The organism is Bacillus sp. FSL R5-0560, from assembly GCF_037966305.1.
Lineage (GTDB): Bacteria > Bacillota > Bacilli > Bacillales > Bacillaceae > Bacillus > Bacillus mojavensis.
On record NZ_CP150195.1, the window covers coordinates 1,196,606 to 1,211,098 of the forward strand.

Sequence of the window (14,493 nt, forward strand, 5' to 3'; positions counted from 1 at the left end):
CACCGCTTTTTTATTTGCGTCCCCGCTGGACTGCTGAATACATAATGGAGCGCTTTCCATCGGAAGCCGTCCATTCGAACCGGTCGCCAGCCGCTCCTTTGCTGTAATGGTGCTGCAGCGCGCATTGGGCGGTGTCGTTTGAGAAGTGATAAAAGGAAACGCCCTGCTCCTCTGAGATATCTGAAAAGACCTCTTTATTATAAGAAAACACGCAATCGAATACCGATAAACCAAAGCTGTGCAAATGCTGCAAAAAAGCGAGAAAGGTTTCATCATCCAGCGAATCCAGAAGCGCCATGAGCGGACGTTTTACCGATTTTTCATAGCGTATGCATTCTCCGCCGGAAAGGGAGATGTCCTCTCCGCAGCATGTCAGAACCAATTTGTTCTGGAAGCCGGCCTGTGCCCACTTCCCTTCACGCTGAATCCAGATCGGTCTGTTTTGAAGACTTTCCGCCAGCAGCACATCACCTTCCTCGTTTTCAATTAAGCATATGCCGTCTTCGATCAGTATGGTGCCGTATTCCCATTTCTGTTCATCTTTATATAGAAATTGTTTTCGTTTCATAAATGAAGTGCTCTCCTTTTTTCTTCGTTCCTCTCTTTTCTTTCCAATACAAGCCTGTCCCATACAACTCTTTTGTGGACAAATCAACTATCTGTCTATAGATGCATAAACTTACTAAGGTGCTGAAAGAAACGAATTTGATACCGATAGAAACGGGATTGGAGCTGATATCACATGTGTGGAATTACGGGTTGGGTCGACTTTAAAAAGCAGCTCGTCCAAGAAAAACAAACGATGAACAGAATGACAGACACTCTTTCCAAACGGGGGCCTGATGATTCTAACGTTTGGGGAGAGCACCATGTTTTATTCGGACATAAAAGGCTTGCGGTTGTCGATATTGAAGGCGGACGCCAGCCGATGGCATGCACCTATAAAGGGGATACGTACACAATTATTTACAATGGTGAGCTGTATAACACGGAAGATCTGCGCAAAGAGCTGCGGGCGCGGGGTCATCAGTTCGAGCGGACGTCTGATACCGAGGTGTTGCTGCACAGCTACATTGAATGGCAGGAGGATTGTGTAGATCGCTTGAACGGCATTTTCGCCTTCGCCGTGTGGGATGAAAAGCGTGATTTGCTGTTTGCGGCGAGGGACCGTCTTGGCGTGAAGCCGTTTTTTTATACGGAGCAAGGCTCTTCTTTTCTCTTCGGATCCGAACTCAAAGCCATCCTCGCACACCCCGAGGTGAAAGCGCGGGTGGACAGAACGGGTCTCTCGGAAATTTTCGGGCTTGGACCGTCCAGAACTCCGGGTACAGGCGTGTTTAAAGGCATAAAAGAAGTCCGGCCGGCCCACGCGCTGACGTTTTCTAAAGACGGTCTGAACATATGGCGTTATTGGAATGTCAAAAGCGAGAAACATACGGACAGCTTTGAAGACAGTGTGGCCAATGTGAGATCATTGTTTCAGGATGCGGTGACGCGGCAGCTTGTGTCGGATGTTCCGGTTTGTACGTTCCTATCCGGAGGACTTGATTCGAGTGCCATTACCGCCATTGCCGCAGGTCATTTTGAAAAGGAAGGAAAAGCCCCTCTTCATACTTATTCGATTGATTACGAAGAAAACGATAAATTTTTTCAGGCGAGCGCCTTTCAGCCGAATGACGACGGGCCGTGGATTGAAAAAATGACAGAGGCCTTCGGCACGACGCACCATAAATGTGTCATCAGCCAAAAAGATCTCGTCGATCATTTGGAGGAAGCCGTTCTGGTCAAAGACCTGCCGGGAATGGCTGATGTCGACTCGTCTCTATTGTGGTTTTGCCGTGAAATCAAAAAGGATTTTGTCGTCAGCCTGTCAGGAGAATGCGCGGATGAGATTTTCGGCGGTTACCCCTGGTTCCATACAGCAGACGTTGAGTCCGGTTTTCCGTGGATGAGATCGACAGAAGAGCGGATGAAGCTGCTCTCCGATTCGTGGCAGAAAAAATTGAATTTGAAAGAATACGTATATGCAAAATACGAAGAAACCTTGGCCGAAACGCCATTATTAGACGGTGAAACAGGTGAGGATAAAGCGAGAAGGCAGCTGTTCTATTTGAATATGCTATGGTTTATGACCAATCTTTTGGATCGAAAGGATCGCATGAGCATGGGGGCGAGCCTTGAGGTGCGGGTGCCGTTTGCTGATCATCGGCTCGTTGAATACGTCTGGAATATCCCATGGGAAATGAAAATGCATGACAACCGGGAAAAAGGCATTTTGCGAAAAGCACTTGAAGGCATTTTGCCTGATGACATCTTATATCGTAAAAAAAGCCCGTACCCGAAAACCCACCATCCCGAATATACAAAAGGAGTCAGCGAGTGGCTGAAAGCGATCAGGAGCCAAAAGGACTCCGTGCTCCATACCCTGCTGGACAGAAAACAATTGGATCAGCTTTTAGAGACGGAAGGCTCCTCCTTTCAGGTCCCATGGTACGGACAGCTGATGAAAGGACCGCAGCTGATCGCCCATCTTGCCCAAATTCATACATGGTTTGAGGCATATCGAATTGATATTGAAGAAGCATAAAAGAGAGGCCGATTCTGCAAAAAGGAATCGGCCTTTCTTCATATACATTTGCGAAAAAACATAATAGACTTGAAGAAGTGAATACATAGGAGTGAATAGGAATGAAAGAAATAAAAGAAGCTTATCAGCAATGCGGACAGATTGTCAGCGAATACGCGCCAGCCTGTTTTAAGGCATTCTCTTTTCTCCCGCTGAAGCAAAGACAAGCTGTTTGGGCAGTGTTGGCATTTTGTCATACGACAGCCAGTGCGGACGAGGAGGCGTTACCTGTATTCGAAGCTGAGGCTGAACATGTTTTTCAAAGAACAAGTAACGGGAAACACGATTTGTGGAAGGCGTTTGATCATGCGTATCAGACATTTAGATTAGACAGCGAGCCTTTTCGGGAATTCCTTGCCGCAAAGAAAGAAGAACCGAAGACGCATGAAACCCTTGATGAACTGCTCATGGGCGCATATCAGACGGGCGGAAACGCGGGGTTAATGCTGCTGCCGATGCTGACACGCCGAAATCAAGATCAGCTCAAACAAGCAGCCGTCTCTCTCGGCTTGGCCATACAGCTGATTCAAATTTTAAACGATCTCGGCACGGATCAGCACCAAAAAAACTGCATTCCCCGCCAGGTGATGCAGCAATTCGGCTATACAGAGACCGACCTTCAAAAAGGCACCGTCAATAAAGCGTTCACGATGACGTGGGAGTACATCGCTTTTGAAGCGGAGGCTTACCTTGAAGAGTGCCTGGATGCCCTGCCGCTTTTCCCTCAGTATTCTCAAAAAGCGGTAAAAACTGCAGCCCAGCTGTACCGAGCCATTCTGGAAAAAGTCCGAGCGGAGCAGTACAACGTTTTTGAACAAAAGCACGCCTTAACAGACAGCGAAGTAAAACTGATTCTGTCCAAACTGTAAAAAAACACCCGGCTTGTTCTGCCCGGGTGTTACGCCATACCTTTTTGAATCCAGATCCGTGAGCGCCATCTTCTGTACATGAGGATTCCCCGGACCCATTCATCCGCGATAAAAGAAATCCATACGCCGGCAAGCCCGAAGCCGAGATGAATGCCCAATAGATAAGCAAGCGGAAGGCCGATGCCCCACATGGAAATCATGGCCATGTAGACTGGGAATTTCGCATCCCCCGCGGCGCGCAGGGAGTTAATGATAATCACATTAAACGAGCGGCCCGGTTCAAGGATGATGGTCATCGCAATCAAAAGGCTAGCAGTGGCAATAATATCAGGGCTTTGTGTAAAGATGCCGATAAGGTCTTTTGAAAAGATGGTCATCAAAACAGATGTGGCCGCAGCGATTCCAAGCGCCCAATACAAGCTTTTCATGCAGCGCTCATATGCGGCGTCAAACTGTTTGCCGCCGATATAGCGGCCGATTAAAATTTGTGTGCCTTGGCTGATCGCAGTCCCGAAGAGCAGAATAAACATCGTAATATTTTGCGTATACACTTTGGTTGTTAAAGCCTGCGCACCCATGATGGCAATAAAATAAGTGACAATCATTTGCGAAAGGTTATAAGAAAGCTGTTCGCCTGCTGAAGGAATGCCGATTTTCAGCAGCTTGCGCAAATGGTCTTTATGCATATGAAATACTTTTTTCAACGACATCTTCAGCTGAATGCGTTTGTTTACAATGACAATCATCGCGATTAATCCGATGACACGTGCGATAGATGTGGACATGGCAACACCGGCAACGCCGAGAACAGGGAAGCCGAACAGGCCGAAAATGACAACAAAGTTTCCGGCAATGTTTAAAATGTTCATGCCGATTGTGACAAACATTGTATCCTTTGTGTGGCCGTAGCTTTTTAAGATCGCGCTGAATGTCATGATTAAAGCCTGAATAAAGGACAGACCTCCGACAACTTGTAAAAAGACTTTAGCGTCAGGCATCAGCTCATTTGATAATCCCATCATTTGAAGCAGAGGAACTGCCGCAAAAAAGATGAGAGCGCTGATGGCAAGGCTGATGAAGAAGTTGGCTCCGATTGACACATAAGCGACTTCCATTGCCGCTTTCTTTTGCCGGGATCCTAAAAATTGTGAGATGACAACAGTTGTACCTGTTGCGATAAAGCTGAACATCACGATAATTAAATTCAAAATCTGGTTGCTGACGCCGACTGCCGCCACACTGTTATCTGAGTATTGGCTGAGCATCAGTGTATCAGCATTACCCATAAACATATATAATGAGACCTCAATAAAGATCGGCCAAGTAAGCGAAAATAATGAGAACGATTTGTCAGCGGGTTTTTTCAAAGCAGTTGATTTGAAGACAGCTTGTTTCATAGTGTCTAACCCCTTTCGTAAATAAAATCAACGTTTTAAAGTGTACCTCCATTTCCTTATAATAAAAAGGGAGAGAAACGATACTTCTTGCAAAAATCCGACTTAAAAAGGAGGATGATCAAATTGCCTCGCATCCTGTTTACAGTCCCGCCTTTTCCGGTGTTTATTGCAGCCGGAGAAGGTGTTTTTAAAAAAGGAGAAACCCATGTCAAACGTGTTTTCTCTGTATTTGATCTGATATACGTCAAGCAGGGGACGTTATATATCACTGAAAATGAAAAATCGTTCTCCGTTGAAGGGGGCGAATATATCTTGCTTTCTCCCGGTCTTGAACACTATGGGACAAAGGGCAGTGATGAAGCGACCTCCTATTATTGGCTTCACTTTGATGAACATAGATACGAATTTACCGCAAAAGGGGGCAGCAATTGGGCAGAGCTTCAGCAGGAAAAGGGGAGCTTCGAGGAACCGGCCCGCTACGGACTTGCATTGCCGAGAAAAGGCAAGGTGCAGCGCCCGCAATTTATGGCGCAGCAATTTGAAAGACTTATTGATTATTCTGCAGAAAACTCCGATTTGCCGCTCAGAAAACAAATTTTGTTTGAGGAGCTGATGCTGCACCTGCAAAAAGAGGCGTTCCAAATTCCATCTGCAAAAGAGCGGGTGGCATGGGAGGCGGCCCGATACTTACAGGAGCATTATAAGGAGAAAACGACAATCAAGGATCTGTCACTCGCCCTGCACTATAATCAGGATTATGTGACCCGCTGCATGCAGCAAGTGCTTGGTGTTACGCCGGGCCAATACACAAATCGGGTGAGAATGACCGAGGCCAAGCGCCTTTTATCCTCGACAAATGATAAAATGGGCGTCATCGCGGAAACGATTGGAATGGAGGACCCGACATACTTTTCAAAGCTCTTTAAGCAAATTGAAGGCATTTCACCAATTGAATACCGGAAGATTGTCAGCCGGAAAGTCCAATAAGCAGACGAGGGATGAAGATGAAAACGACAATTTACGATGTGGCGAGGAAGGCGGGTGTCTCGATCACGACCGTTTCGCGCGTCATTAACCATACGGGCCGTATCAGCGACAAAACAAGGCAAAGGGTCATGAATGTAATGAAGGAAATGGAGTACACGCCCAATGTCCACGCCGCTGCTTTAACGGGAAAGCGAACCAATATTATCGGCCTTGTGACGCCTGATATTTCAAATCCGTTTTACGGCGAGCTCGCGAAAAGCATAGAGGAAAGAGCGGATGAGCTTGGTTTTCAGATAATCATTTGCAGTACCGATTACGATCCGAAAAAAGAAACGAAATATTTTTCTGTCTTAAAGCAAAAAAACGTAGACGGCATCATTTTTGCGACAGGAATTGAGAATCATGACAGCATGGCCGCTTTAGAGGAAATCATTAACGAACATATCCCGCTCGCCATGATTTCTCAGGATAAGCCTCTTCTTCCGATGGATATCGTCGTGATGGATGATGTGCTCGGCGGGTATGAGGCTGCCAAGCATCTTCTATCACTGGGCCACACAAAGATCGCCTGCATTGTGGGTGATGGGTCAACGACAGGTGAAAAAGACAGAATCAAAGGATTCCGGCAGGCGATGGAGGAAGCGAATGTGCCGGTCGATGAGTCGCTGATCATTCCGACACGCTTCTCTTTGGAGAGCGGAAAAGAAGAGGCTGGAAAATTGCTGGACAGGGATACGCCTACGGCTATTTTCGCTTTTAACGATGTATTGGCCTGTGCCGCCATTCAGGCGGCGAGAATAAGAGGCATGAAAGTCCCGGATGACCTGTCAATCATCGGTTTTGATAACACCATACTCGCTGAAATGGTCGATCCGCCCCTGACTACAATAGCCCAGCCGATTAAAGAAATGGGGCAGCGCGTCATTGAACTGCTGGCGGAAGAAATCGAAGGAAAACGAAAGACAAAACAAAAAATAGTGTTATCACCTGAGCTAGTGATCAGACATTCTACATCACCGTTCAAGAAAAGAATCCGATAATACAGCGGGTTCTTTTCTTTTTGACAGAGAAGACGAAAAAGATATTGCATGGGAACAAAGGACATTGTAAAATGAAATCACCTTTTGAGAAAGCGCTTGCGCAATAAATATCAGCCAAATAGTGGGTAAACCGCTATTTTTTTAAAGCATTTTGGTGAAGCGCTTTCATTAGGCGGTAAAAAAGGAGTATGAGGAGATGAGGACATGGGGAATCGAGTAAGATGCGCGGTATTAGGGTTAGGGAGACTGGGACACTATCATGCAAGAAACCTTATGACCAGTGTTCCGGGAGCTGAGCTTGTCAGTGTCGGTGATCCGATGAAAGGGAAAGCCGAGCAGGTCGCTAAAGAATTCGGGCTTGAAAAATGGTCGGAGGATCCGCATGAGATTTTAGCAGATCCCGAGATTGATGCAGTGGTCATCGTAACGCCGACAAGCACACATGGGGAAATGATCATCAAAGCGGCGGAAAACGGCAAGCAGATTTTCGTTGAAAAACCGCTGACATTAAGCCTTGAGGAATCAAAGGCGGTTTCTGAAAAAATAAAAGAAACAGGTGTCATCTGCCAAGTCGGTTTTATGAGGCGTTTTGATCCTGCATATGCGGATGCGAAACGGCGGATAGATGCGGGTGAGATCGGCAAACCCATTTATTATAAAGGCTTTACACGCGACCAGGGAGCGCCTCCCGCTGAGTTTATCAAACATAGCGGAGGGATCTTTATCGACTGTTCCATCCATGACTACGATATTGCCCGTTATTTGCTCGGAGCGGAGATTACTTCTGTTTCCGGACACGGCCGGATTTTAAACAACCCGTTTATGGAACAATACGGCGATGTTGATCAAGCGCTGACGTATTTAGAATTTGATTCCGGCGCAGCTGGGGACGTTGAGGCAAGCAGAACTTCTCCATACGGACATGACATCCGTGCAGAAATTATCGGGACAGAAGGCAGTATTTTCATAGGGACATTGAGAAATCAACATGTGACCATCCTGACCGCTAAAGGGAGCAGCTATGAGATTATCCCAGACTTTCAAACTCGTTTTCATGAAGCCTACTGCTTGGAGCTTCAGCATTTTGCTGAGTGTGTCCGGAGTGGTAAAGCGCCGATTGTGACAGATATCGATGCGACGATCAATTTAGAAGTCGGCATCGCCGCAACCCATTCGTATCGAAGCGGCAGGCCTGTACAGTTGGATGAGAAGAGTGCTTACACTAGTTTGTCAACCTTATCATGATACCTATAGCTTCCGTATTCCTGCAAATTCATATCAAAAAAGCAAGGACAATTTAGCCCTTGCTTTCTGTCTTTTCATATAGATAATAGACATAATCGGTTGGTACACCTGTATGGCCAAGCTGCCTCAGCATTGCGGTCACGTTCCCTCTGTGATACGTGCCATGGTTGACGACATGCAGGATGACGTCTGCATAAGTTGTCTCTAGTGTTCCATGTGTCGGATGCTGAAATGAGACTTGCTGTTCAAAGTCCGTCTGGCGGCTGAAGAAATCATGATACTGTGCCTGCAGTTCAGCTACATGCTCTTTAATCGCTGCCATATTACGATGTGCAGCCTCGAATTTGCCGACACTGTCTATCACCTCTTTGTAGGTTGCTCCTGAAAGAGTTTTCAGCCATATGTAGTCAGCCCTGCACATATGAAGCAGCACGTCGCTGACAGAAGGGAATACGCTCTTTACTTCTTGATAAGCCGTTTCCTCCGGCAGGTTTTCGATATGGTTCAATACTCGCTTGTTCGCCCAGCAATGGTAGTCATAAAACTGTCTTGCATCAGTCACAAACATCGCCCCCTTTTCTAAATAGAATTCGATGTTTAGGCTGTGTTTTCCTTTAGTTAACGAAAGATCGAGAACAAGAAATAGACGGCGGCAGCCCACATTACCACCGCAGAACATTTGTTTACGATTAGCATAAGCCTGCCGCTTGTATCCATCGTCTGAAACAGCCGGCCCGCTAGCGCAAGACTGATAAACCAAATCCAAGACACAGCGATGCAGGCGGTCATAAAGAGCCATTTCTCAAGCCCTGAATATTGGAGCGAGCTCGTGCCGATGATGCCGATCGTGTCCAGAATAGCGTGTGGGTTTAAAAGAGAAACGGCGGCCGCAAACGCAGCTTGTTTTTTAGCTGTGAACGTATGTTTCTCATTTTGGTTTGCTTTCGGACGGCTGTTCCAAGTCACCCAGCCCATATAGAGAAGAAACAAAAATCCGCCGGTCATGATGACGGTTTCAAACATAGGCAGCTGTTGCACGATGACAGATACGCCTGCGACAGCTAAAACAATTAACAGAGTATCGCAGACAGAAGCGCTAATGATGGCGGGGAGTGCCCGCCAAATATGCCTTTGCCACGCTCCCTGCTGAAAAATAAACACATTCTGCGCCCCCAGCGGCAAAATTAAGCCGAAGGCCAGCACGATTCCGTGAATCATTGCATTCATGCTGAAAAAACTCCCTTCACATCTGTTTTTCTCATGATAATAGAGAAGATTTTACATGTCTCCGGCCATTTGGTTGGTTTTGAACCCAGCCAAATGTATAATGATGAAAAAAGGGGGCGTAACGTTGTCACATTGGCAGCCGAGCCGTGAATCGGACATTCCGCTTCATCGGCAAATCGAGCAATATATAAAAAAGAAAATTCTCCATGGCGAGTGGGCTGTAGGGACGAAAATTCCGTCGCAAAGAACGCTGGCGGATATGTTTCAGGTTAACCGGAGCACAGTGACAGCGGCGATTGATGAACTCGCGTCTCAAGGTCTGTTAGAGGGGAGAAGAGGCGGCGGCACGAAGGTAGTAAACAGCACATGGAGCGTGCTTGCGTCAGCTCCGCCGCTTGATTGGAGCACCTATGTCCGCTCAGGGATTCATCATCCCAATTCTTCTATCATTCAGGATATTAATAAAAACGAGGCGCGAGCGGATATCATTCGGCTGGGAACGGGAGAGCTTTCACCAGAGCTGCTGCCGGCTGAAACGATGCGCAGGATGTTTCAGCAAATCAATCCGCCTGCCCTGTCTTTAGGATACGAACAGCCGAAAGGAAATATAAACCTGCGGGAGGCGGTGGCTGAGCATTTAAAAACAAAGCATATCAATGTGTCACCTTCCGCCATTTTAATTGTATCCGGCGCGCTGCAGGCGCTCCAGCTCATTTCGATTGGGCTTTTAAAGCGGGACTCAGTCATTTTGACAGAAAAACCATCCTATCTTCACTCTTTGCATGTGTTTCAATCCGCAGGAATGCGGCTTCGCGGCGTGCCTATGGATGAAGAAGGAATGCAGCCGGGACTGATTTCAGCTTATCGGAAACAATACGGGGGCCAGCTGCTATACACGATCCCGTCGTTTCATAATCCGACTGGCATCGTCATGTCAGAGAAGAGAAGGGAAGAGGTTGTCAATCTGTCAAAAAAAGAGCAGCTGCCGGTCATTGAGGATAATGCGTACGGTGATTTGTGGTTGGAAGAACAGCCGCCGCTGCCGTTAAAGTCGATGGATCAGGAAGGCAATGTCCTGTATCTCGGCACGTTTTCGAAAACAGTAAGCCCCGGTCTTCGAATCGGCTGGCTGGTCGGCCCGGAACCAGTTATTGAACGGCTGGCTGACATTAAAATGCAGACGGATTACGGATCAAGCGGCCTCTCTCAATGGGCAGCGGCGCAATGGCTGTCACAAGGTTATTATGATGAACACCTCGCTTGGGTAAGAGTGGAACTGAAGAAAAGGAGAGACGCGGCACTTCAGTTTCTTCAGCAATATGCAGGGGATATTGCCGAGTGGCGCATTCCAGCCGGCGGCTTTTATATATGGGTCACATTCCACAAACAACTGCCTGTTAGGCAGCTGTTTCTTGAATTATTGAAACAGCATGTGCTGGTGAACCCCGGTTCCGTTTATGACGGCGAAGACCGGCGCAGCATCCGGCTGTCGTATTCCTATGCGTCTCTTCAGGATCTGAAAGCCGGCATTAAGGCGGCTGCAGAGACAGCCCGCCGCCTGATGACACAGGCTTAAGCAGCTAGACGATGACAGCCCCCAGCGCTCTCGCAAAGGCCATTGCGTGCTCCGGAGCAATTTTGCAGCCTTTTAATTTGTCTAGTGAAACATGGATCTGTTCAAACCTGCAGGAGCTGATGTCCACGTTTTGAAGTGACGTACCGGTAAAGTTGGCGCCCTCCAGTTCGCATGCATCAAAGTGTGTCTGCTGGAGCGCCATGCTGCTGCATTCACTTTGCAGTAGGACACAATGATGAAACAGAACGTGTTTCATGTTCGAATAATAAAATGAACTGAATTGTCCATGACATTCCTCGAACGACACATTCCGCAGCGTTGAGTCCGCCAGGTTTATCCCGACCATCTTCGATTGCTTAAATAAAGTTCTGTGAAGAACAGCCCCGCTGAAATCAGCGTTCGATACATCACATTTTTCGAAAATCACATCTGTCAGCTCAATAAAACGAAAGGAAACATCGATAAACATGACATTCCGAAATACGGTTTTTTCAATACAAAGCCTGTCTATGTCTTCACCGGAAATTGAACAATCTTCAAATAAATGCATGCTGATTACATCATCTGTTGCAGCCGTTTCATGAAAATCGGCAACTTGCAGGTTTTCTGGTACGTACGGTTTTTGAATCGCTGTTTTATTCATCATCTGACATCCTTTACATTCCTGAATGACCTAAAGCCATCAGGATCAATTTCATAGATCGTTTACGCGAATTGATACATATAGTAAAACGTGAAGGGCCTTTTCTGGGTGCTGCAAGCCCGCTTGTTTTGTAAGCATAAATGCAAAGCTTCCAGCACGTCAAGGCGTTTACAAGACCGGAAAGAAAAGGGAACAGGAGGAATGTGGAGTGGGGCATTACGTAAAAACCGAGGAGCATGTGACAATGTTTGTGGAGGATATCGGGCAGGGAAGGCCGATTATTTTTTTGCATGGCTGGCCGCTGAATCATAAGATGTTTGAATATCAAATGAATGAGCTGCCGAAAAGAGGTTTTCGTTTTATTGGTATCGATTTTCGGGGCTACGGGGATTCCGACCGTCCGTGGGAAGGCTATGATTATGACACGATGGCCGATGATGTCAAGGCAGTCATTTATACGCTGCAGCTTGAGAACGCGGTTCTTGCCGGTTTTTCGATGGGCGGCGCAATTGCGATCCGCTACATGGCAAGGCATGAGAGCGCCGATATCGATAAGCTGGTTTTATTGTCAGCGGCCGCGCCTGCATTTACAAAGCGCCCGGGCTATCCGTACGGCATGAGGAAACAGGACATTGATGACATGATTGAACAATTCAAAAGCGATCGGCCGAAGACGCTTGCTGACCTGGGAAAGCAGTTTTTCGAGAAACAAGTTTCTCCGGAGTTCCAGCAATGGTTCCAGAATCTTTTGCTGGACGCTTCCTCTTACGGAACGATTCACTCAGGCATTGCGTTAAGAGACGAGGATCTCAGAAAGGATCTGGCGGACATCAAGGTGCCGACACTCATCCTGCACGGCAGAAAGGACAAAATCGCTCCGTTTGATTTTGCTAGAGAATTAAAACGCGGCATAAAGCAGTCGGAATTGGTTCCATTTGAAAACAATGGACACGGGCTCTTTTATGAGGAAAAAGAAAAAATCAACAGCCTGATTGCGCAGTTTGCTAAATAAAAAAACCCGATCAATGTCGGGTTTTTTAAATAATGCCTTTGCGCTGCAATTCTTTGATGATCAAATCAGCTCCGTCCGTAATGGACGTTTGGTCAGATTCAATGATTAAATCGGGAGAGAGAGGTGCTTCATATGGAGAATCAATCCCCGTGAAATGTTTAATGTCTCCGTTGCGCGCTTTTTTATAAAGGCCTTTCGGATCCCGCTGTTCACAAATCTGGAGCGGGCATTTCACATAAATTTCTAGAAATTCTCCGTCGGGAAACAGCGCTCTGACCATATCCCGATCCTCTCTGAACGGAGAAATAAAAGCTGTTAAGATCATTTGGCCGCTATCGACAAACAGCTTCGCGACTTCCCCAATCCGGCGGATGTTTTCAATTCTGTCCTCAGTCCGAAAGCCGAGATCTTGATTCAATCCGTGGCGGATATTATCGCCGTCTAGCACATAACTCCGAATTCCCATGCGATAGAGCTTTTCATCTACTGCATTGGCGAGGACTGATTTACCTGAGCCGGACAGACCGGTAAACCAAAGGGCGCAGCTTTTATGTCCGTTTAAACTTTGTCTGTCAGATTTTTTGATCGCCGCGGGATGCCAAACGATATTCGAATTGTGTGTCATTCTGATCCCTCGCTGTTTCTCTGAATGGCAACAGGCTGCTGATGGAGCCCCTTTATCAGTACGTTTGCGACCTCGGGCCGGCTGAATTCTTTCGGCGGCTTTTTGCCTTGGCGGAGAAGCTCCCTCACTTTGGTGCCTGATAAATGGATGTGATCTCTTGCGCTGTGCGGGCACGTTTTGGAGGTGCCCATATTTCCGCATTTCCGGCAGTAAAAGCTATGCTCAAAAAACAACGGCTTGATACCCAGCTCTTCCTCGGTGAATGATCCGAAAATGGTCTGTGCGTCGTACGTTCCGTAATAGCTGCCGACGCCTGCATGATCGCGGCCGACGATAAAATGGGTGCAGCCGTAATTTTTGCGGACGAGCGCATGGAAAATTGCTTCACGCGGTCCGGCATACCGCATGGCGGCAGGGAACACCGATAACATCACCCGGTCCTTTGGATAATACTGGTCAAGCAAAACTTGATAGCTTTCCATTCTGATATCACTCGGAATATCATCTGATTTCGTTTCTCCTACTAGCGGATGAAGCAGCAGACCGTCGACGGTTTCCAACGCTGTTTTTTGAATATATTCATGGGCTCTGTGAACGGGATTTCGCGTCTGAAAGCCGACAATCGTTTTCCAGCCGAGCTTTTCAAAGGCCGTTCTCGTTTCCGCCGGCGCTGCATAAAACTGTTCGAAGGACTTGTCGGGAAAGCGGCTGACAAGGATAGGCCCTCCAATATAAAAGTCCGGCCGCTCCAGCAACTTTTTCACTCCGGGGTGAGCGGGATCGTTTGTTTTATAAACAGACAGCGCCTCCAGTGTTTTATCTGGCTGATAGATATCAGTCACTGTCATCATGCCGTACGTCACGCCGTGTTTCACAAGCTTCACGTGATTTCCGACAGACAGCTGTTTTGCTGTTTCTTCACTGACAGGCAGCGTAATAGGCAGGCTCCACGGCAAACCGTTCGCCAGCCTCATCTCTTTCACAACGGAATGATAATCTTTTTCTCCCAAAAAACCTGTTAACGGGCTGTAGCCGCCAATCCCGATAAGCTCGAGGTCGCTCAGTGCCAGCTGATCAAGCTCAGCTTCGCAAGTGCAGCCATCAAAAGTGCATGCGGGATCGAAGCGGTTGATTAACACCCCTCCATGGGGCTCGATTGCATTCACGTGCTTAACCTCCATCTTTGCGATTTACGTTGTTTTTAACAGTCTGGACGGGCTTCTTCTTCAATTGAAAATGTGAAACC

The 14,493-nt window shown here is 47.3% G+C and carries 13 protein-coding genes and 1 pseudogene; 7 read left to right on the forward strand and 7 right to left on the reverse strand.

Translation table 11 applies throughout. The features are described from left to right. Positions 1-10: 10 nt before the first annotated feature. Positions 11-568, reverse strand: a complete 558-nt coding sequence (locus tag NST56_RS05975) for a DUF2777 domain-containing protein (protein WP_168747376.1) — start codon at positions 566-568, stop codon at positions 11-13. A gap of 174 nt (positions 569-742) precedes the next feature. Between NST56_RS05975 and asnB the strand changes: the two genes are divergently transcribed. Both asnB and NST56_RS05985 read left to right on the forward strand, forming a co-directional pair. Next, positions 743-2,587, forward strand: coding sequence for an asparagine synthase (glutamine-hydrolyzing) (gene asnB / locus NST56_RS05980; protein WP_268504839.1), 1,845 nt, complete (start codon positions 743-745; stop codon positions 2,585-2,587). 81 nt (positions 2,588-2,668) lie between these two features. Then, a pseudogene (locus tag NST56_RS05985) lies at positions 2,669-3,495 on the forward strand (phytoene/squalene synthase family protein). Between the two features lie 29 nt (positions 3,496-3,524). Here the strand turns inward: NST56_RS05985 and NST56_RS05990 are convergent. Further along, complete coding sequence (locus NST56_RS05990; protein ID WP_339180692.1) at positions 3,525-4,892, reverse strand: MATE family efflux transporter; 1,368 nt, start codon at positions 4,890-4,892, stop codon at positions 3,525-3,527. A 123-nt stretch (positions 4,893-5,015) separates the two neighbouring features. Between NST56_RS05990 and NST56_RS05995 the strand changes: the two genes are divergently transcribed. The 3 genes from NST56_RS05995 (at position 5,016) to NST56_RS06005 (ending at position 8,164) form a co-directional block, all read left to right on the forward strand. After that, positions 5,016-5,879 carry an AraC family transcriptional regulator gene (locus tag NST56_RS05995; RefSeq protein ID WP_010333682.1) on the forward strand — a complete coding sequence of 288 codons (864 nt, stop codon included), beginning with the start codon at positions 5,016-5,018 and terminating at the stop codon, positions 5,877-5,879. A 17-nt stretch (positions 5,880-5,896) separates the two neighbouring features. Then, positions 5,897-6,919 carry a LacI family DNA-binding transcriptional regulator gene (locus tag NST56_RS06000; RefSeq protein ID WP_168747380.1) on the forward strand — a complete coding sequence of 341 codons (1,023 nt, stop codon included), beginning with the start codon at positions 5,897-5,899 and terminating at the stop codon, positions 6,917-6,919. Positions 6,920-7,123: 204 nt separating this feature from the next. Then, on the forward strand, positions 7,124-8,164 hold the full coding sequence (locus NST56_RS06005) for a Gfo/Idh/MocA family oxidoreductase (RefSeq protein WP_010333684.1): 1,041 nt from the start codon (positions 7,124-7,126) through the stop codon (positions 8,162-8,164). A 52-nt stretch (positions 8,165-8,216) separates the two neighbouring features. On the opposite strand, the gene NST56_RS06010 is transcribed toward NST56_RS06005, so the two are convergent. Together NST56_RS06010 and NST56_RS06015 are read right to left on the reverse strand one after the other, a co-directional pair. After that, positions 8,217-8,726, reverse strand: coding sequence for a DinB family protein (locus NST56_RS06010; RefSeq protein ID WP_026014686.1), 510 nt, complete (start codon positions 8,724-8,726; stop codon positions 8,217-8,219). 56 nt (positions 8,727-8,782) lie between these two features. Beyond that, a complete protein-coding gene (locus tag NST56_RS06015) occupies positions 8,783-9,391 on the reverse strand; it encodes a LysE/ArgO family amino acid transporter (RefSeq protein WP_268446726.1) in 609 nt (202 codons plus the stop codon). 103 nt (positions 9,392-9,494) lie between these two features. On the opposite strand from NST56_RS06015, the gene NST56_RS06020 reads away from it, so the two are divergent. Beyond that, entirely contained in the window at positions 9,495-10,967 is a 1,473-nt protein-coding gene (locus NST56_RS06020; protein WP_339182097.1) for a PLP-dependent aminotransferase family protein, read from the forward strand. A 4-nt stretch (positions 10,968-10,971) separates the two neighbouring features. Here the strand turns inward: NST56_RS06020 and NST56_RS06025 are convergent, their stop codons facing one another. Further along, complete coding sequence (locus tag NST56_RS06025; RefSeq protein WP_339182100.1) at positions 10,972-11,610, reverse strand: pentapeptide repeat-containing protein; 639 nt, start codon at positions 11,608-11,610, stop codon at positions 10,972-10,974. Between the two features lie 208 nt (positions 11,611-11,818). On the opposite strand from NST56_RS06025, the gene NST56_RS06030 reads away from it, so the two are divergent. After that, positions 11,819-12,622 carry an alpha/beta hydrolase gene (locus NST56_RS06030; protein ID WP_339180697.1) on the forward strand — a complete coding sequence of 268 codons (804 nt, stop codon included), beginning with the start codon at positions 11,819-11,821 and terminating at the stop codon, positions 12,620-12,622. Positions 12,623-12,647: 25 nt separating this feature from the next. Here the strand turns inward: NST56_RS06030 and cysC are convergent, their stop codons facing one another. Both cysC and sat read right to left on the reverse strand, forming a co-directional pair. Further along, positions 12,648-13,247: an adenylyl-sulfate kinase gene (gene cysC / locus NST56_RS06035; protein ID WP_339180699.1), complete on the reverse strand. Its 600-nt coding sequence runs from the start codon at positions 13,245-13,247 to the stop codon at positions 12,648-12,650. Further along, positions 13,244-14,413, reverse strand: coding sequence for a sulfate adenylyltransferase (gene sat / locus NST56_RS06040; RefSeq protein ID WP_168747387.1), 1,170 nt, complete (start codon positions 14,411-14,413; stop codon positions 13,244-13,246). The genes cysC and sat overlap by 4 nt, the downstream gene beginning before the upstream one ends. Between the last annotated feature and the right edge of the window lie 80 nt (positions 14,414-14,493).

Coding starts and splice junctions, on each gene's coding strand:
- NST56_RS05975 (WP_168747376.1), bottom strand. CDS start 568: ATGAAACGAAAACAATTTCTATATAAAGATGAACAGAAATGGGAATAC.
- NST56_RS06025 (WP_339182100.1), bottom strand. CDS start 11,610: ATGAATAAAACAGCGATTCAAAAACCGTACGTACCAGAAAACCTGCAA.
- NST56_RS06000 (WP_168747380.1), top strand. CDS start 5,897: ATGAAAACGACAATTTACGATGTGGCGAGGAAGGCGGGTGTCTCGATC.
- cysC (WP_339180699.1), bottom strand. CDS start 13,247: ATGACACACAATTCGAATATCGTTTGGCATCCCGCGGCGATCAAAAAA.
- NST56_RS05990 (WP_339180692.1), bottom strand. CDS start 4,892: ATGAAACAAGCTGTCTTCAAATCAACTGCTTTGAAAAAACCCGCTGAC.
- NST56_RS06005 (WP_010333684.1), top strand. CDS start 7,124: ATGGGGAATCGAGTAAGATGCGCGGTATTAGGGTTAGGGAGACTGGGA.
- NST56_RS06015 (WP_268446726.1), bottom strand. CDS start 9,391: ATGAATGCAATGATTCACGGAATCGTGCTGGCCTTCGGCTTAATTTTG.
- asnB (WP_268504839.1), top strand. CDS start 743: ATGTGTGGAATTACGGGTTGGGTCGACTTTAAAAAGCAGCTCGTCCAA.
- NST56_RS06020 (WP_339182097.1), top strand. CDS start 9,495: ATGAAAAAAGGGGGCGTAACGTTGTCACATTGGCAGCCGAGCCGTGAA.